Source organism: Aquibacillus halophilus, assembly GCF_009649745.1.
Lineage (GTDB): Bacteria > Bacillota > Bacilli > Bacillales > Amphibacillaceae > Aquibacillus > Aquibacillus halophilus.
Map to the genome: position 1 here is coordinate 45,772 of NZ_WJNG01000019.1, position 16,729 is coordinate 62,500.

The 16,729-nt window shown below is 37.6% G+C and carries 21 protein-coding genes, 1 rRNA gene and 1 pseudogene (1 of these 23 cut by a window edge); 21 read left to right on the forward strand and 2 right to left on the reverse strand.

The genetic code is table 11. From position 1 onward, the window contains the following. Positions 1 to 14: 14 nt before the first annotated feature. The 18 genes and pseudogenes from GH741_RS19575 (at position 15) to GH741_RS19660 (ending at position 12,684) form a co-directional block, all read left to right on the forward strand. A complete protein-coding gene (locus GH741_RS19575; protein ID WP_153738458.1) occupies positions 15 to 668 on the forward strand; it encodes an adenylate kinase in 654 nt (217 codons plus the stop codon). A 32-nt stretch (positions 669 to 700) separates the two neighbouring features. Further along, a pseudogene (gene map, locus GH741_RS19580) lies at positions 701 to 1,379 on the forward strand (type I methionyl aminopeptidase). Between the two features lie 16 nt (positions 1,380 to 1,395). Then, complete coding sequence (locus GH741_RS21700; RefSeq protein WP_170287671.1) at positions 1,396 to 1,731, forward strand: KOW domain-containing RNA-binding protein; 336 nt, start codon at positions 1,396 to 1,398, stop codon at positions 1,729 to 1,731. After that, complete coding sequence (gene infA / locus GH741_RS19590) at positions 1,709 to 1,927, forward strand: translation initiation factor IF-1 (protein ID WP_003464670.1); 219 nt, start codon at positions 1,709 to 1,711, stop codon at positions 1,925 to 1,927. The genes GH741_RS21700 and infA overlap by 23 nt, the downstream gene beginning before the upstream one ends. A gap of 33 nt (positions 1,928 to 1,960) precedes the next feature. Beyond that, positions 1,961 to 2,074, forward strand: a complete 114-nt coding sequence (gene rpmJ / locus GH741_RS19595; RefSeq protein WP_003156543.1) for a 50S ribosomal protein L36 — start codon at positions 1,961 to 1,963, stop codon at positions 2,072 to 2,074. Between the two features lie 24 nt (positions 2,075 to 2,098). Then, complete coding sequence (gene rpsM, locus GH741_RS19600; RefSeq protein WP_153738459.1) at positions 2,099 to 2,464, forward strand: 30S ribosomal protein S13; 366 nt, start codon at positions 2,099 to 2,101, stop codon at positions 2,462 to 2,464. Positions 2,465 to 2,487: 23 nt separating this feature from the next. Next, entirely contained in the window at positions 2,488 to 2,877 is a 390-nt protein-coding gene (rpsK, locus tag GH741_RS19605; protein ID WP_153738460.1) for a 30S ribosomal protein S11, read from the forward strand. 228 nt (positions 2,878 to 3,105) lie between these two features. After that, positions 3,106 to 4,050: a DNA-directed RNA polymerase subunit alpha gene (locus GH741_RS19610; protein ID WP_153738461.1), complete on the forward strand. Its 945-nt coding sequence runs from the start codon at positions 3,106 to 3,108 to the stop codon at positions 4,048 to 4,050. 45 nt (positions 4,051 to 4,095) lie between these two features. Further along, entirely contained in the window at positions 4,096 to 4,449 is a 354-nt protein-coding gene (gene rplQ, locus GH741_RS19615) for a 50S ribosomal protein L17 (RefSeq protein WP_153738462.1), read from the forward strand. A gap of 645 nt (positions 4,450 to 5,094) precedes the next feature. After that, on the forward strand, positions 5,095 to 5,934 hold the full coding sequence (locus tag GH741_RS19620) for an energy-coupling factor ABC transporter ATP-binding protein (RefSeq protein WP_153738463.1): 840 nt from the start codon (positions 5,095 to 5,097) through the stop codon (positions 5,932 to 5,934). Then, positions 5,910 to 6,782, forward strand: a complete 873-nt coding sequence (locus GH741_RS19625; protein WP_153738464.1) for an energy-coupling factor ABC transporter ATP-binding protein — start codon at positions 5,910 to 5,912, stop codon at positions 6,780 to 6,782. Before GH741_RS19620 ends, GH741_RS19625 begins: the two co-directional genes overlap by 25 nt. Then, positions 6,775 to 7,572, forward strand: a complete 798-nt coding sequence (locus GH741_RS19630) for an energy-coupling factor transporter transmembrane component T family protein (protein WP_153738465.1) — start codon at positions 6,775 to 6,777, stop codon at positions 7,570 to 7,572. The genes GH741_RS19625 and GH741_RS19630 overlap by 8 nt, the downstream gene beginning before the upstream one ends. A gap of 17 nt (positions 7,573 to 7,589) precedes the next feature. Then, positions 7,590 to 8,336, forward strand: a complete 747-nt coding sequence (truA, locus tag GH741_RS19635; protein WP_338079578.1) for a tRNA pseudouridine(38-40) synthase TruA — start codon at positions 7,590 to 7,592, stop codon at positions 8,334 to 8,336. Between the two features lie 291 nt (positions 8,337 to 8,627). After that, a complete protein-coding gene (gene rplM / locus GH741_RS19640) occupies positions 8,628 to 9,065 on the forward strand; it encodes a 50S ribosomal protein L13 (protein ID WP_153738466.1) in 438 nt (145 codons plus the stop codon). 20 nt (positions 9,066 to 9,085) lie between these two features. Continuing rightward, entirely contained in the window at positions 9,086 to 9,478 is a 393-nt protein-coding gene (gene rpsI / locus GH741_RS19645) for a 30S ribosomal protein S9 (RefSeq protein WP_338079579.1), read from the forward strand. Between the two features lie 235 nt (positions 9,479 to 9,713). Then, positions 9,714 to 10,520, forward strand: a complete 807-nt coding sequence (locus tag GH741_RS19650; protein WP_153738467.1) for a zinc ribbon domain-containing protein — start codon at positions 9,714 to 9,716, stop codon at positions 10,518 to 10,520. 296 nt (positions 10,521 to 10,816) lie between these two features. After that, positions 10,817 to 11,530, forward strand: a complete 714-nt coding sequence (gene cwlD, locus GH741_RS19655; protein WP_153738468.1) for an N-acetylmuramoyl-L-alanine amidase CwlD — start codon at positions 10,817 to 10,819, stop codon at positions 11,528 to 11,530. Positions 11,531 to 11,634: 104 nt separating this feature from the next. Next, positions 11,635 to 12,684: an Mrp/NBP35 family ATP-binding protein gene (locus tag GH741_RS19660; RefSeq protein ID WP_153738469.1), complete on the forward strand. Its 1,050-nt coding sequence runs from the start codon at positions 11,635 to 11,637 to the stop codon at positions 12,682 to 12,684. A gap of 56 nt (positions 12,685 to 12,740) precedes the next feature. Here the strand turns inward: GH741_RS19660 and gerD are convergent, their stop codons facing one another. Continuing rightward, positions 12,741 to 13,376 (reverse strand): spore germination lipoprotein GerD, encoded by a 636-nt coding sequence (gerD, locus tag GH741_RS19665; RefSeq protein WP_338079580.1) that lies wholly within the window; start codon positions 13,374 to 13,376, stop codon positions 12,741 to 12,743. Positions 13,377 to 13,717: 341 nt separating this feature from the next. Here gerD and GH741_RS19670 point away from each other — a divergent pair, with 341 nt between their 5' ends. Beyond that, positions 13,718 to 14,332, forward strand: a complete 615-nt coding sequence (locus GH741_RS19670; protein WP_338079581.1) for a KinB-signaling pathway activation protein — start codon at positions 13,718 to 13,720, stop codon at positions 14,330 to 14,332. 50 nt (positions 14,333 to 14,382) lie between these two features. On the opposite strand, the gene pdaB is transcribed toward GH741_RS19670, so the two are convergent. Beyond that, positions 14,383 to 15,144 carry a polysaccharide deacetylase family sporulation protein PdaB gene (gene pdaB / locus GH741_RS19675; RefSeq protein WP_153738471.1) on the reverse strand — a complete coding sequence of 254 codons (762 nt, stop codon included), beginning with the start codon at positions 15,142 to 15,144 and terminating at the stop codon, positions 14,383 to 14,385. Between the two features lie 142 nt (positions 15,145 to 15,286). On the opposite strand from pdaB, the gene GH741_RS19680 reads away from it, so the two are divergent. Further along, complete coding sequence (locus GH741_RS19680; protein ID WP_153738472.1) at positions 15,287 to 15,508, forward strand: hypothetical protein; 222 nt, start codon at positions 15,287 to 15,289, stop codon at positions 15,506 to 15,508. A gap of 355 nt (positions 15,509 to 15,863) precedes the next feature. Next, a 16S ribosomal RNA gene (locus GH741_RS19685) occupies positions 15,864 to 16,729 on the forward strand; it runs 1,131 nt beyond the window's last position.

Sequence of the window (16,729 nt, forward strand, 5' to 3'; positions counted from 1 at the left end):
CGAGGGGAAATTCATTGAATTTAATCCTTATGGGTCTCCCTGGTGCTGGAAAAGGCACACAGGCAGAAAGGATAGTAGAAAAATATCAGATCCCTCACATCTCGACAGGGGATATGTTCCGTTTAGCTATCAAAGAAGGAACGGAACTCGGTAAAAAAGCAAAAGCTTTTATGGATCAAGGTGAACTTGTTCCTGATGAGGTAACTATAGGAATTGTTAAAGAGCGTCTGAGCATGGATGATTGTCAAAAGGGTTTTCTACTTGATGGTTTTCCAAGAACCGTTGCACAAGCAGAAGCTTTAGAAAATCTATTGACTGAGATGAATGAATCATTAGATTATGTTCTTCATGTCAACGTGCCTCAAGAACAGCTTGTCGAGAGATTAACAGGGCGTCGTATTTGTCCTAAGTGTGGATCTACGTATCATGTACTGTATAATCCTCCTAAAGAAGAGGGTCTATGCGATAAAGATGGTGCGGAATTGATTCAAAGAAAAGATGATACACCTGAAACAGTACAAAAGCGTTTAGAAGTTAACCTTGAGCAATCACAACCAATGTTATACTTCTATCGCGATAAAGGGTATCTGTTCACTATTAATGGTGATCAAGATATCGACCAAGTATTCCAGGATATAGATAGTAAGCTTGGCGAATTATCTAAATGATTATATCTAAGACACCACGAAAAATTTAAATTATGAGTGTAGCTGGCAAAAAACTTGCGATGACACATCAAAAGCTTAAGCCATACATTCATCCAGATATAACTAAAGAAGAATTGGATAACATTGCTGCGAAATTCATTCGCAGTATGGATGCAATTCCTTCGTTTAAAGGTTATAATGGATTCCGTGGTAGTATTTGCACCTCTGTTAATGAAGAACTTGTACATGGTATTCCGAGTAATCACCGGCTAAATAGCCGTGACATTATTAGTATTGATATCGGAGCTAAGTACAATTCCTATCATGGTGATTTTGCTTGGATATATCCAGTAGGAACGAATGATAGAATTACAGAGGAATTATTAGAAGTAACAAAGACTTCTTTATATAAAGGTCTTGAACAAGCAAAACCAGGTTTCCGCCTTTCGAATATATCACATGCCATTCAGTGCTATCTGGAAGATAAGGGGTTTAGCATAGTAAGAGAATATGCAGTTCACGGAGCACTGAGCTCCATGAAAATCCTACTATTCCTCACTATGGTCCTCCTGATAAGGGGCCATTGAACCAATGGTTAACGCAGGAGAACGGTATGTAAAGACTGTTTCGGATGATTGGACGGTTGTTACCCAAGATGGCAAGGTGTGTGCTCATTATGAACATACAATAGCCATTACAGAAGAAGGTTATAAAATCTTAACAATAGCCTAAGTGAAGGTGATCGTGGTTGAATGATACGGAGTCGAGTCCGCGAATAGGTCAAGTTGTTCAAATCTTACAGGGACGAGAAGCAGGTCAATTTGCTATTGTCATCCAAATTGTTGATGATCGATTTGTCTTGCTAGCCGATGGAGAAAAAAGAAAATATGATCGACCGAAGAAAAAAAACAGGCATCATATTGAATTGCTAAATTACATTTCTCCAGAAGTCCAAAACAGCCTTCTAGAAACTGGTCGCGTAACAAATGGTAAGTTGCGTTTTGCTATATCAAAATTTGTCAATGAAGTAGTGACTGATTTGAAGAAGGGAGATCAACTCGATGGCGAAAGACGATGCAATTGAAGTAGAAGGTACCGTCACTGACACGCTACCTAATGCAATGTTTAAAGTTGAATTAGAGAATGGTCATACCGTTTTAGCTCATGTTTCTGGTAAAATCCGTATGCATTTTATTCGAATTTTACCTGGAGATAAGGTGACGGTTGAACTTTCCCCTTATGATTTAACAAGAGGTCGTATAACGTACCGATACAAATAATTGAAAGCTCCGATACAAAAGGAGGTATGGATGATGAAGGTAAGACCATCTGTAAAACCAATATGTGAAAAATGTAAAGTAATCCGCCGTAAAGGCAAAGTAATGGTAATCTGTGAAAACCCTAAGCACAAACAAAAACAAGGATAATTATCAAGGAGGTGCAAGAACTTAATGGCACGTATTTCAGGTATAGATATTCCTCGTGATAAGCGTGTGGTTATTTCCCTTACTTATGTTTTTGGTATTGGAAAATCAACTGCACAAGAAGTATTAAAAGAAGCTGGTGTTTCTGAGGATACTCGTGTTCGTGATTTAACAGAAGACGAATTAGCAAATATTCGTCAAGCAATCGAGAAGCATGAGGTCGAAGGTGACCTTCGCCGTGAAGTATCTCTTAACATTAAACGTCTAATCGAGATCGGCTCATATCGTGGAGTTCGACACCGTAGAGGTTTACCAGTTCGTGGTCAAAAAACTAAAAACAACTCTCGTACTCGTAAAGGTCCACGTAAAACAATGGCTAACAAGAAAAAATAAGTTAAAAGGAGGTTAGTTAATTAATGGCTCGTAAAACAAATACACGTAAACGTCGTGTGAAAAAGAATATTGACATTGGTATAGCGCATATTCGTTCAACTTTCAACAACACTATTGTTACTGTAACTGATGTTCAAGGTAACGTAATAGCTTGGAGCAGTGCTGGAGCTCTAGGTTTTAGAGGATCTCGTAAGTCTACTCCTTTCGCTGCACAAATGGCAGCTGAATCAGCTGCAAAATCAGCTATGGAGCATGGTTTGAAAACTCTAGAAGTAACTGTTAAAGGCCCTGGTGCCGGACGTGAAGCAGCTATTCGTTCTCTTCAAGCAGCAGGTTTGGAAGTTACAGCGATTGTTGACGTAACTCCAGTTCCTCACAATGGTTGCCGCCCGCCAAAACGTCGCCGAGTTTAATTTGTCCGTATATAATTTGTCACCCTGTCTATAATGGGTTATGATAGCTAAAAGTATTGGGGAACAAAACGCAATCAATAGATTAAAGTTTTGAACACCACAGTCAGCATCGCATATGACAGAAGAATACGAATGCATAGTGCAGAAACGGGAACTGCCTACCTGAGGGATTTCGGTTAGACAAGAGTCTAACCGGGGTTTCGACGTTTTGAAGGAGGGTTTTAATTAATGATTGAAATTGAAAAACCAAAGATTGAAACGGTTGAGGTTAGCGATGATGGAACTTTTGGTAAATTCGTCGTAGAACCGCTAGAACGTGGATATGGTACTACACTAGGTAACTCCTTGCGTCGTATCCTTCTATCCTCACTTCCAGGAGCTGCAGTAACATCAGTACAAATTGATGGAGCGCTTCATGAGTTTTCAACGATTGAAGGAGTAGTAGAAGATGTTACAACTATTATTCTTAATCTTAAAAAACTAGCTCTGAAGATTTATTCTGAAGAAGAGAAGACTCTGGAGATAGATGTTCAGGGAGAAGGAAAAGTTACGGCCGCTGACATTACGTATGATAGTGATGTAGAGATTTTAAATCCAGATCTTCACATTGCCACTTTAGGTAGCAATGCTAATTTACACATGAAGATTACTGCAGAACGTGGTCGAGGATACCGACCTGCCGAATCAAACAACCATGATGATCAGCCAATCGGTGTTATTCCTGTTGATTCTATCTTCACTCCAGTATCTAGAGTTACTTATCAAGTAGAGAATACCCGTGTGGGTCAAGTCGCTAATTTTGATAAATTAACCTTTGATGTATGGACAGATGGAAGCATAAGACCTGAAGAAGCTATTTCATTAGGAGCAAAAATTTATACTGAGCATTTAAACATTTTCGTTGGATTAACAGACGAGGCTCAACATGCTGAAATTATGATTGAAAAAGAAGAAGACCAAAAAGAAAAAGTTCTTGAAATGACAATTGAAGAACTTGACTTATCGGTTCGTTCTTACAACTGTCTAAAACGTGCTGGAATCAACACTGTTCAAGAGCTTGCTCATAAGTCTGAAGAAGATATGATGAAAGTACGTAACCTTGGCCGAAAATCTCTTGAGGAAGTTAAACACAAACTCGAGGATCTTGGATTAGGTTTACGAAAAGACGATTGATAGAATAGACACCTTAAGATATTCCGAAAAAGGGAGGGATAATCCATGGCTAGAAAACTAGGTCGTACAACAGACCAACGTATGGCGTTACTCCGTAGCCTTGCCACTGACTTGATTATTCATGAACGACTTGAAACAACAGAAGCAAAGGCTAAAGAGCTTCGTTCTGTTGTCGAGAAAATGATCACACTTGGTAAGCGCGGTGATCTTCATGCGCGTCGTCAAGCAGCATCATTTCTATATAATGCTGAAGCTAATGAAAATGAAGATGTAATACAAAAATTATTCACTGACATAGCTGCTCGCTATGATGAGCGCCAAGGCGGTTATACTCGCGTTCTTAAATTAGGACCGCGTCGTGGTGACGGAGCGGATATGGCGATTATTGAGCTAGTTTAATTACGGTTTGATAGCTTGAAGGGCAGGACAGAATCTCTTCCGTGAGGTGAATCCCAGCCCTTTTTTGTTCTATCATTAAAATAGCGACTATAATATGAACATTAACAAAGAGAAACTTGCCAGAGGGCAAGTTTCTCTTTTCAAATTTATTAGAGTTGTTATTATATGATTTATAATAGGAAAAAGATTTTGAAAAGAATTGGATTATTGTTTTCATTTCTTAATCAAACAAGTTGTGCATTCTGTATTTTATTATTTGAAAATAAGTAGTAAAGGTATTAGTTATCTTATTTTTATACCCCAATGTTAATTCCTCTAAGAACTGTGATAAAATTAAGTCTCGATTATAATGATAAACCGTTAAATGATAGAGATAAGGTTTAAATCCTTTCAAGAATAGTATAGTATGTATTTTATTGAGGGAAAACACTTTATGATCGATCGGTGCTACGACCTTATTTCTAAATTTATTTCTTCTGATTAGTAAATTTATAATCTTACGTATTTCAAAAAGCACACTTATGATATAGTGGTGCTTTTATGATAAAATGAACTATTTTTATTAAAGAGAGTTAGATATTTGAGTTAATATATTATTGCCGGGGAAATATTTTTACTAGTAGAGTTGAGCTGAGGGGGAGACAGATGAGAGAAAGTTTTATTGAATTTCGTAATGTATCATTTCGTTATGGAGAAGAGCAGCCCTGGGTTCTAAAGGATGTAAGTTTTGTTATTTATCCCGATGAATGGGTTGCAATCATAGGACACAATGGTTCAGGTAAATCGACAATTGCCAAGTTAATCAATGGTTTGCTATTCCCGCAAGAAGGTGAAATATTTGTTGATGGTGTTCATGTTAATCAAGATTCTATTTGGGATGTAAGAAAGAATGTTGGCATGGTTTTTCAAAACCCTGATAATCAGTTTGTGGGTACTACTGTTAGAGACGATGTTGCATTTGGATTAGAAAATAGAGGGATTCCGAGACAAGAGATGATCGACCGAATTAATACAAGTTTAACTGCTGTAGCAATGAATGACTATTTCCTTCACGAACCTCATCGTCTATCTGGGGGGCAAAAACAAAGGGTTGCAATAGCAAGTATTCTGGCTATATCACCAAAGGTTGTTATTCTAGATGAGGCCACCGCAATGCTAGATCCTAAAGGTAAATTAGAAATTATGAGAACAATAACTGAAGTACAAGATAAACTTGACCTAGCCCTTGTAACCATTACTCACGATTTAAACGAAATTACTTTAGCTGATCGTGTAATAGTAATGAATGAAGGTCAAGTATGGCTAGAAGCAACACCTAGAGAAGTCTTTACAAAAAAAGAAGAGCTGCGTAGAATCGGCCTAGACACGCCATTTATTTCTAAGTTAGCAGATGAACTAATTTCAATAGGCTTAGTATTTAACAATCACCCGTTAAGTCATGAGGAACTTTTGGAGGAACTATGGACATATCATTCAAAAATGTAAGTTATACCTATCAACCAAATACGCCCTTCGAACATAGAGCTATTCATGGTCTATCCTTTAAAATTTCTTCGGGATCATTTGTTGCAATCGTTGGTCATACTGGATCAGGGAAATCAACATTAATTCAACATCTAAACGGCTTGCTTCGTCCAACAATTGGACAGGTAACAATAGGTGGATTCCAACTTTCATCAGAAAAGAAGCTAAAACAAATGAAGGAATTAAGACGTCGGGTGGGAGTAGTTTTTCAATATCCAGAGCATCAATTATTTGAGGAAACTGTCGCAAAAGATATTGCGTTTGGTCCTTCTAATTTCGGGGTGGATTCAGAAGAGATTTCGAGGCGTACGCTTGAGGCTATTAAAGCAGTCGGGCTCCCAGAGCCTCTATTAGAACGATCACCGTTTGATCTTAGTGGTGGTCAGATGAGAAGAGTTGCAATTGCAGGAGTATTAGCAATGAATCCTGAGGTTTTAGTGTTAGATGAACCTACTGCTGGATTAGATCCTCGGGGCCAAACAGAAGTAATGGATATGTTTTATCAATTGCACCAACAAAAGCAACTAACTACAATTTTAGTTACTCATAGTATGGAGGACGCACTTCATTATGCCGATCACGTTATTATATTGGACCATGGCACCAAATACATGGAGGGCAAACCTGAAGAAGTGTTTGTTAAGAAAAAGGAGCTAAACAAAGTACAGTTAGACGTTCCTGAGGTAATCCAGTTTCTATTTAAAGTGGAAAAAAAGTTTGGGGTGCGCTTGACTTATCATGGTCAGGGTCTAAATGAAATAGCAAATGAATTACATTCAATAATAAAGGGGGCTGATAGCATTGAATAATGCTTTTATTATTGGTCAGTACGTCCCCGGTGAATCTTTAATACACCGCTTAGATCCGCGAACAAAAATTATGATTATTTTCTTTTTTGTTATTTTTGTATTCTTTGCTAATTCGGCAGCTAGTTATGGCCTTTTAACGGCGTTTTCAATTATAAGTGCAATAGTAACTAGAATTAAGCTATCTTATATATTTAAAGGATTAACCCCCGTTTGGTTCCTAATTGTATTTACGTTTTTTCTTCATCTAATTGTGACGAGGGAAGGCGAGGTCTTGTTTGAGGTTTTATCTTTCCCAATATACTCTGGAGCAGTTATTCAAGGTTCGGAAATTTCTTTGCGTTTTTTTCTGTTGATCTTAGTTACCTCGTTACTTACGTTAACAACAAGTCCAATAGAAATTACAGATGCAATTGAAAGTTTGCTACACCCTTTAAAACGGATAAAATTTCCAGTTCATGAATTAGCATTAATGATGTCAATATCGTTACGTTTCATTCCGACACTGATGCAGGAAACGGAAAAGATCTCAAAAGCACAGGCATCACGAGGGGTTGATTTTAAAACGGGCCCGATTAAAGATAGAGTCCAAGCGATTGTTCCATTATTAGTTCCTTTGTTTGTTAGTGCTTTTAAACGTGCTGAGGAGCTTGCAATGGCGATGGAAGCCCGTGGGTACCAAGGTGGAGAGGGAAGAACTAAACTTAGAGAATTAAGGATAGTAAATAGAGATAGATATACCGCACTCCTATTTATTTTAATCATTATAGGATTATTTCTTACTCGATCATAAGAAGAGGTGAACGTCCTGTGAATCGTATCAAATGTACAATTAGTTATGATGGCACGCATTTTTCAGGATATCAGGTGCAACCAAATGGCAGAACAGTCCAACAAGAGTTTGAAAAAGCTTTATCAAAATTACACAAGGATGAAGTTATTCGAATTATTGCTTCTGGTAGAACAGATGCAGGCGTACACGCTAAGGGACAGGTTATCCATTTTGACACATGGCTGAATATCCCAATCAAAAACTGGCCAAGAGCTTTAAATGCAGTACTTCCTGATGATATACGAGTGATTGATTCAGAAGAAGTAGCCCAGGAATTTCACGCACGTTATAACGTACGTGAAAAAGAATATCGTTACTTTATCTTAAACAAAAGAGAACACGATGTTTTTACTAGGAACTATACCTGTCATGTTATTAAACAGTTGGATGTAGAGGCGATGATAAGAGCGTGTGAGTCAATGAAAGGTGAACATGACTTTACTTCTTTTTGTGCAGCAAACTCAGGTGTTAAGGGAGATAAAATTCGAACTATTTATCACGCTACTTGTTATCAGGAAGGAAATAGAATTGTATTTATAGTAAAAGGAAATGGTTTTTTATATAATATGGTGCGTATTCTGGCAGGCACTCTAATAGAGATTGGCAAGCATGATAGACCGATAACTGATATAAAACGCATACTTGATGCAAAAAATCGCGGAGATGCTGGTAGGACAGCACCTGCACAAGGTTTATTTTTGTGGGATGTAGTCTATAATAACTAGAGTAATAAAATGGTTATCATCTATTTTCATATGACAATGTAACCCTTTAGGTATTATATTTCAAAATACAACGCATCCTGGTGTAACATTTCTATTGACAAGTTGCACCTATTTGTTATAAGATGGTCTATGGCAATTTATTTCTATACCACGATTGGCCCCGGAAAGTTAATTCGTGTTAGAATATAGTCAGAATAGGCTTTTGTGAGCTTTGTACTCGCATGGTTTAGTTAAATTGAATTTGTTGTTGATGAAGAAAATGAATTATTGATATACAGGAGGTTAACAGATATGCACACAACTTTCATGGCGAATGAAAATAATATTGAGCGCAAGTGGCTTGTTGTTGATGCTGAAGGTCAAACACTAGGTCGTTTGTCTAGTGAGATTGCTTCAATCCTTCGCGGAAAGCATAAACCAACATATACACCACATGTAGACACTGGTGATCACGTAATCATCATTAATGCTGAAAAAATTGAACTAACTGGAAACAAACTAAATGACAAAATGTACTATCGTCATTCAGGTCACCCAGGTGGACTTAAATCACGTAATGCTTTAGAAATGCGTACAAAATATCCTGAACAAATGATGGAGCTTACAGTAAAAGGTATGCTTCCAAAGGGAAGTCTTGGACGCCAAATGGCTAAGAAATTACATGTATTTAGAGGACCAGAACATACACACCAAGCACAAAAACCAGAAGTATATGAACTTCGCGGTTAATTAAAAGGAGGTAACGAATAGTGGCACAAGTACAATACTACGGTACCGGACGCCGTAAAAGTTCAACTGCACGTGTACGTTTAGTTCCAGGTACAGGTCAAATTACTGTAAACAAACGTGACGCGGAAAGCTATTTCCCATATGAAACACTACGTATGATTATTAAGCAACCTCTTGTTGCAACAGAGACAGAAGGAAGCTATGATTTACTAGTAACTGTAGAAGGTGGAGGATTCACTGGTCAAGCAGGTGCAATCCGCCACGGAGTTGCTCGTGCATTGCTAGAAGCGGATCCTGAATACCGTGCTACATTGAAGCGCGCTGGATACCTAACTCGTGATTCACGTATGAAAGAGCGTAAGAAATACGGTCTTAAAGGCGCTCGTCGTGCACCACAGTTCTCAAAACGTTAATATGTTTATATTTAAAGACTCTCAACCAATTGGTTGAGAGTCTTTTCTGTTAAAAAAACCACGATGAATCAAACCTTGATTATCTAAGTTACTTTTTGTTTTGTTGTTTAAGAGATTGCCGTTGGCGATTTAATATTTGACCTCTAATATTAAAAACTTGTCCTATTTTAGTTATACAGCGAGGATTACTTACATACATGTAACTATAGGAAAACTATTAAAGGGGAGATATTAAATGTATTGTACACAATGTGGTTCTACTATTGATAAAAATGCTAGATTTTGTGGTGAATGTGGTGCGAAATTAGGTTCTATTGAGGCTAAAGATGATAGTCGGATGCAGGCGCAAAATGATCAGGAATCCTCTGTTCAAGCTGAGATGGTGGTGACTGACGGGGGAATTGAAAATAATGAGTTTCTCGAAAAAGGAAACACAGTTATGCAGAAATTTTTTGGGTTCGTCTCAAAAAGTGTTAAGGGCCCGATGAAAGCAAGTAGAAAGGTAACTGAGGCTGATTTAATTAGTGTGATTATAATTCATATCCTTTTTGCTTTAACTCTATCTTTATTTATATACTTTATGTCCAAAAGTTTTTCTAATACGTTCTTCTTTGGACTTGGAGAGATACCATTTATCTTCGTTGTTGTGACGTTGTTCTTTTTTATAATTCTGTATCTTGCAGTGTACACAGGGGTTATCTATGGGATAGCAAAAATAATGCGAGTAAAAACAAATTATATACAAGTGATGGTTCGGTTAGGAGTATTTATTGTTATTCCGGTAGTGTTGATTTTACTTGCTATTCTATTTTATTTTATTTCTGCTACAACGTTCAGTTTTATTCTGTTTGGAATTGCGGTTTGCTTGTTCTTTGTTTCCAGTTTTTTAACCATTTTTTCTGTAATGGAAGACTCTTCGGTTGGCTTGGATGTCTATTATGGTGTAATTCTTACCATTATAGCCGTCTCTCTCATTGTATTTATAATAGGTGATAGCATTATGGGTAGTTTTTTTGATCAAATGCTTTTTCAACTACTTTAGTTTCCATATAACTTAGATTGTTAGTAGATTTCGACAAATACATTTTTACTATTAGTTTCACTGTTATAGATAAAGGTTGTATCCTGAAACTCTAATTGGTAATCCCAAACTTTTGTTCAATTAAAGTATATAGCAATTTATAAAATTGTACCTTTCGTCAATTTGAAAGGATGGCTGATTGTAAAATCTCAATAGTTCAAGTGATTCCATTTCATTTATGAGCACAACAAACTAGTCATAAATCAATTACTTGTCCCATATAGTTAAAACAGGAATGTGCATGGGGGGAGACGTAGATGAGTCAGTCTTTTAAAATAGCCAGTTGGATTATTGGTGCCGTCCTTCTAGTGGTCCTTATTCAATATCCTATTCAAAAAACTGCAGATTCATGGGAGACATGGTCCTTACCTTTATCAGGTAAGGTAATTGTATTAGATCCAGGACATGGCGCACCTGATGGTGGAGCGGTTGGTGCTGATGGGACTTTAGAAAAAGATATAGCTCTTGATGTATCTAAGCAACTAAGAGATTACCTACAACAAGCAGGTGCCTTGGTCTATTTAACAAGAGAAACTGATCAAGATTTAGCCGCGGAAGATACGAAGGGATTGTCTCGAAGAAAATCAGAAGATATTCGTAAGCGAGTTGAATTTATTAAAGCAAAAGAAGCTGATTTTTTTGTGAGTGTTCATCTTAACGCTTTATCCTCAACTCAGTGGCACGGTGCACAAACTTTTTACTATCCGTCTTTAGCAGAGAGTAAGAGCTTGGCAAAATTTATACAAGCAGAAATTATAAGGAACCTAGAAAACACTACTAGGGAAGCGTTAGCTTTAAATGGGATGTATATTTTAAAACATGCGGAATCTCCTGGTGCATTAGTTGAGATAGGCTTCTTGTCCAATTCTCATGAACGCGAACTTTTGAAAACAAGGGAGTACCAAAGAAAGATTGCAGGTAGTATCTATGAAGGTATTCTACGTTATGTAACTGAAGAGACAACAGACTAAATGTCTAGGAGTCCCCCTTATGACCTAAATCACTAATTATCGATAGAGATTGTGTTATACTAGCGATAATTAGTAACAACACAATTAAGGGAAGGTGACTTATTTTGTTAACAAAGGAACAAGTTATAGAACTATTAAACCCAATAAAGGATCCGTTTTTACATAAAACGTTTGAAGAAACTGGCGGTATTGAAGAAATTACGATAAAAGAAGAGAAAAAGCATGTAAGTGTTAAGCTTGCTATCGGAAAAACTAATACTGCAGAACAAATGCAATTACAGCAAACTGTCGTAAATGTTTTAAAAAAAGCCGGTGCTGCTACAGTAGGCCTGCGATTCAGCCAATTATCAGATGAAATCATTGCTGAATTTCAACCAACTTCGGACAAGGATCCTTCTTTATTAAACGGACAAACTGATACAAAATTCATTGCTGTAGCAAGTGGAAAAGGTGGAGTTGGGAAGTCGACTGTTACGGTTAACTTAGCGGTAGCTCTCGCTCGTCTCGGGAAAAAGGTTGGTATTATAGATGCAGATATATATGGATTTAGTATCCCGGATATGATGGGTGTTGAAGAACGCCCGAAATTAAGAGGAAATAGAATTGTTCCGGTTGAACGGTTTGGTGTAAAAATAATATCAATGGGATTCTTCGTAGAGGACAACTCTCCAGTTATTTGGAGAGGACCTAGACTAGGGAAAATGTTAACTAGTTTTTTCAAAGAAGTAGAATGGGGCGATTTAGATTATCTGCTTTTAGATTTACCACCAGGTACAGGGGATGTCGCACTCGATGTTCATAACATGATTCCTTCATCAAAAGAAGTAATTGTAACAACACCTCATCCTACAGCGGCTTTTGTAGCAGCTCGTGCAGGTCAAATGGCTTTGACAACAGATCATGAGATATTGGGTGTTGTTGAAAATATGGCTTATTTTGAAAGTCAATTGACAGGTGAAAAGGAATTTGTATTTGGAAAAGGCGGAGGAGAGAAGCTGGCGGAAGCTTTGCAGACTAAGGTAATTGGTCAGTTATCTTTGCAACAACCTTACGAAGAAGAAGGAGTATTTGCTCCATCTGTATATCAAGAGGATCATCCAAATGGAAAAGAGTATAGAAAAATAGCGGCAAAAATTATAGCTAAATATGAATAAACCCAACGGAGCAGAACTCGATTATGAGTTCTGCTCCGTTTTATTTTCACAAGAAATTAACTTCCTTCTCCGCCACCTTCGGCTCCACCAGCACCACCTTCTTCACCTCCACCACCGCCAGATTCCCCGGCGGGTTTCATTTCTTCTGCAGCTTTCAAAATAATATCGGTCATTTTAGCTTTAAATAGTGGTGAATCCATTGTTTCCTGGATAGTTTTTTCTAAATGTTCCCGGAATTTTTGGCTAGTGATTACAGTTAACATCTGCTCTTCCATTTCGGGGTTTTGGAACAACTCGAGCATTTTCTTTTGGTATTCTGAGTCACTCATCAACCCTTTTATAACATCCTCTTGCTGGGTTTGAATGGTTTTGGCAAAAGACTCAACAAATTTTGGATCCTCAAACATTTTCTTCCAAAACTCTTTACCTTCCTCTGACGTTAATGTTTTACTGACAGATTCCTCCACTGTTTTTGATTCAATTACAAATGTTTTTTGCATTTCCTCATCAGCTAACACATCTGTAATAGCTTTCTTACCCTCATCGGTTTTCAATATATCGGTTACCATCTTCTTAGTTTCATCGTAATTTGCTTGTTCTCCATTCGTTCCACCATTTCCTGCACAGGAACTTAAAATAAGTAAGGAGAAACTGATTAATGCAAATGGAATTAGATTACGCAATTTAGACACAACTCCTCATTTGCTTTCCTTATGTTATCAGAAAAGAGATTTTCTTAAATAGATATAACAAAGACTTGACAATCATCAATTTCAACCAAACAAATATATCTGGTTATGAAGGAAAAGAACCATCGAGTTCTATACATTTAATATGGGAATCAGAAGAAAAAATATGTATTAGAAAGGAAAAAAGCAAATTTTCATGTTAAAATACGAAAGGATAAACTTTTTGTTTTAAGCGATTAGATCTACATTTTAAATATGCATATCAACTAGAGTGAATTCAAACATTCACATTAATTGGTGGCCTTTCCCTTTTGGGGATATAAGTATAGGAGGAATACATAATTGTGGGTAGTCGAAATTTAGTACGTTTATTTTTTACAACGCTGCTTATCGGAGCAAGTTCTACGCTAATTACTAGTTTTTTTGTGAAATCGGAATCATATAAAGAATTTTTGCAACCCTTTGATTTGTTCGAGGTATTTGGCTTATTTTTATTTTTCGTAGCCTTGGGTTTTGTTTTTAGCTTGGTTAGCCAAATGGGTTTCTTTGCATATTTAACTATTAATCAGTTTGGTTTGAGTACATTCAGAAGCTTCTGGATCCCGATTCAAATCCTTCTTATAGCATTTACGCTTTTTGATTTAGTGTACTTTAGATATAGATCTGCAGATGGTGAGACATCTATTATCCCATATCTACTAGTTGCTGTTGCCCTATTTGTTTATGGTTGGATAATTTCAGGTATTAAAGCAAAAGAAACGAATAGAAAGGCATTTGTTCCTGCTTTGTTTTTTATGATAGTCGTTACTTCTATTGAATGGGTTCCTGGATTACGTTCAGCTGGAAGTGATTATACTTGGTTAATGATTATATCTTTGCTGTCTTGTAATACCTATCAGTTACTGATATTACATAGGATTACAGATAAGAAAAATAAGTCTGACAACGAACTTACTTAAGAGCAAAAAAGGCATTTCCTTCTATAAGGAAGTGCCTTTCCTTTTATATATTACTCAACCACTTTTTCATCGGATTCTGCCCTTGAAATAAGCTCTGATATTGTTACATATTCAAATCCCTTATTCTTAAGGCCAGGTAGAATGATTTCTAATGCTTCGGGAGTTTGTTTTACAGAGTCAGAAGCGTGGAGAAGAATTATATCCCCGTTCTTTGTATTTGACATTACATGATCAATTATTTGCTGTTCTCCAGGATTCTTCCAATCCTGAGGATTAACATTCCAATGAATCACTTTATATCCCTGAGATTCAGCTAATTCTAAAATTTCAGGATTAAAGTGCCCACTTGGAGTTCTTAAAAGCTTTGTATCAGGATAACCAAGTTTGTTAAAGATTTCTTTTGCGTATATAAGGTCTTTTCTTACCTGTTCTAATTCTTGTTCGACATAATTTTTGTAACGATACCCCATCATTCCTATTTCATGGTTATCATCTTTAATTTTCTTTACTAAATCCGGATGTCGTTCAGCCCATTCTCCACTCACAAAGAATGTAGCTTTAATTTGATGCTTTTTTAACTGTTCCAATGTGGGCTCTATTTTTTCGTTTCCCCAACTCACATTAAAGGTTAATGCAATATTAGGGTCTTTCTCACTCCCTTTACTGAGGGCTGCAGGATTTTCCTCAGTTGAAAAGACTGAGAATGAACTTTCTACTTCAACCCATAGAAATACGGCAGAGAATAAAGCTGCGGTAACTAGGAGTCCCCATCGCTTCCAATTTTTGATTCTAAGAACATAAAAATGTTGCATCGCTCTTCCTCCTTTTAGGACTTGCTATATTTTATGTTTGGGTTTGTCCAATATGAATCGTTAGTTATTATAAATACGAATAACTAATAAAAAAATTGAGATTGGCAATAATAAAAAGGTGATTTTTAACGGGAGTGATCTAATGATCGGTTTGCTAGTAAATGACATAGAACAACAAGAAATAGAATACCTAATTAAACGTGAATTAGAAGAGTTACTTATGGATTTGGATGATAATCGTATAGACAGAATGGTGAAAGTTGCAATGTTTAAACGGTATCGGATTTTATTTCAGCTATTTCGAAGAGTTGCTAACGAGAAAGAGTGTCTAAAGTACATGCCAAAAAAAATTAAGAATAAATAATCTTTAAGACCTGTTGAGCAGTTTTTATCTCGTTTGTCTATTTTAATGTTGAATTAATATAGATGAGATTAATTAATTGTTTGTTCATACAGGTTTTTTTGATATAACCCTTGATAAAGAATTCAGGGTGTGCTATATTATTTTTTGTTGCCAAGTAAATAGTTAATAGATTTTAACGAAATACCAAATATGTTTTTTGAAAAACGGTGTTGACATTAACTAAATAAAATGGTATATTATATCTTGTCGCCAAAACGACGGCAATTACATTGATCCTTGAAAACTGAACGAAACAACCAGTATGTGAAGTAAGAAATTAAGCTAGTTTTTTGAACGAGCAATCAAGCTCATAAACTTTATGGAGAGTTTGATCTTGGCTCAGGACGAACGCTGGCGGCGTGCCTAATACATGCAAGTCGAGCGCAGGAAACAAGTAGATCCCTTCGGGGTGACGCTTGTGGAATGAGCGGCGGACGGGTGAGTAACACGTGGGCAACCTACCTGTAAGACTGGGATAACTTCGGGAAACCGGAGCTAATACCGGATAACACTTTCTCCTGCATGGGGAAAAGTTGAAAGGCGGCTTTTACGAGCTGTCACTTACAGATGGGCCCGCGGCGCATTAGCTAGTTGGTAGGGTANCAAGTAGATCCCTTCGGGGTGACGCTTGTGGAATGAGCGGCGGACGGGTGAGTAACACGTGGGCAACCTACCTGTAAGACTGGGATAACTTCGGGAAACCGGAGCTAATACCGGATAACACTTTCTCCTGCGTGGGGAAAAGTTGAAAGGCGGCTTTTACGAGCTGTCACTTACAGATGGGCCCGCGGCGCATTAGCTAGTTGGTAGGGTAATGGCCTACCAAGGCGACGATGCGTAGCCGACCTGAGAGGGTGATCGGCCACACTGGGACTGAGACACGGCCCAGACTCCTACGGGAGGCAGNACTTCGGGAAACCGGAGCTAATACCGGATAACACTTTCTCCTGCATGGGGAAAAGTTGAAAGGCGGCTTTTACGAGCTGTCACTTACAGATGGGCCCGCGGCGCATTAGCTAGTTGGTAGGGTAATGGCCTACCAAGGCGACGATGCGTAGCCGACCTGAGAGGGTGATCGGCCACACTGGGACTGAGACACGGCCCAGACTCCTACGGGAGGCAGCAGTAGGGAATCTTCCGCAATGGACGAAAGTCTGACGGAGCAACGCCGCGTGAACGATG

What these genes read in the sequence shown, in the direction of transcription:
- GH741_RS19625 (WP_153738464.1), top strand. Translation starts at nt 5,910, where the DNA reads ATGGACATATCATTCAAAAATGTAAGTTATACCTATCAACCAAATACG.
- rplM (WP_153738466.1), top strand. Translation starts at nt 8,628, where the DNA reads ATGCACACAACTTTCATGGCGAATGAAAATAATATTGAGCGCAAGTGG.
- pdaB (WP_153738471.1), bottom strand. Translation starts at nt 15,144, where the DNA reads ATGCAACATTTTTATGTTCTTAGAATCAAAAATTGGAAGCGATGGGGA.
- infA (WP_003464670.1), top strand. Translation starts at nt 1,709, where the DNA reads ATGGCGAAAGACGATGCAATTGAAGTAGAAGGTACCGTCACTGACACG.
- cwlD (WP_153738468.1), top strand. Translation starts at nt 10,817, where the DNA reads ATGAGTCAGTCTTTTAAAATAGCCAGTTGGATTATTGGTGCCGTCCTT.
- GH741_RS19680 (WP_153738472.1), top strand. Translation starts at nt 15,287, where the DNA reads ATGATCGGTTTGCTAGTAAATGACATAGAACAACAAGAAATAGAATAC.
- rpsK (WP_153738460.1), top strand. Translation starts at nt 2,488, where the DNA reads ATGGCTCGTAAAACAAATACACGTAAACGTCGTGTGAAAAAGAATATT.
- rpsM (WP_153738459.1), top strand. Translation starts at nt 2,099, where the DNA reads ATGGCACGTATTTCAGGTATAGATATTCCTCGTGATAAGCGTGTGGTT.
- GH741_RS19620 (WP_153738463.1), top strand. Translation starts at nt 5,095, where the DNA reads ATGAGAGAAAGTTTTATTGAATTTCGTAATGTATCATTTCGTTATGGA.
- GH741_RS19650 (WP_153738467.1), top strand. Translation starts at nt 9,714, where the DNA reads ATGTATTGTACACAATGTGGTTCTACTATTGATAAAAATGCTAGATTT.
- GH741_RS19610 (WP_153738461.1), top strand. Translation starts at nt 3,106, where the DNA reads ATGATTGAAATTGAAAAACCAAAGATTGAAACGGTTGAGGTTAGCGAT.
- rpmJ (WP_003156543.1), top strand. Translation starts at nt 1,961, where the DNA reads ATGAAGGTAAGACCATCTGTAAAACCAATATGTGAAAAATGTAAAGTA.
- rplQ (WP_153738462.1), top strand. Translation starts at nt 4,096, where the DNA reads ATGGCTAGAAAACTAGGTCGTACAACAGACCAACGTATGGCGTTACTC.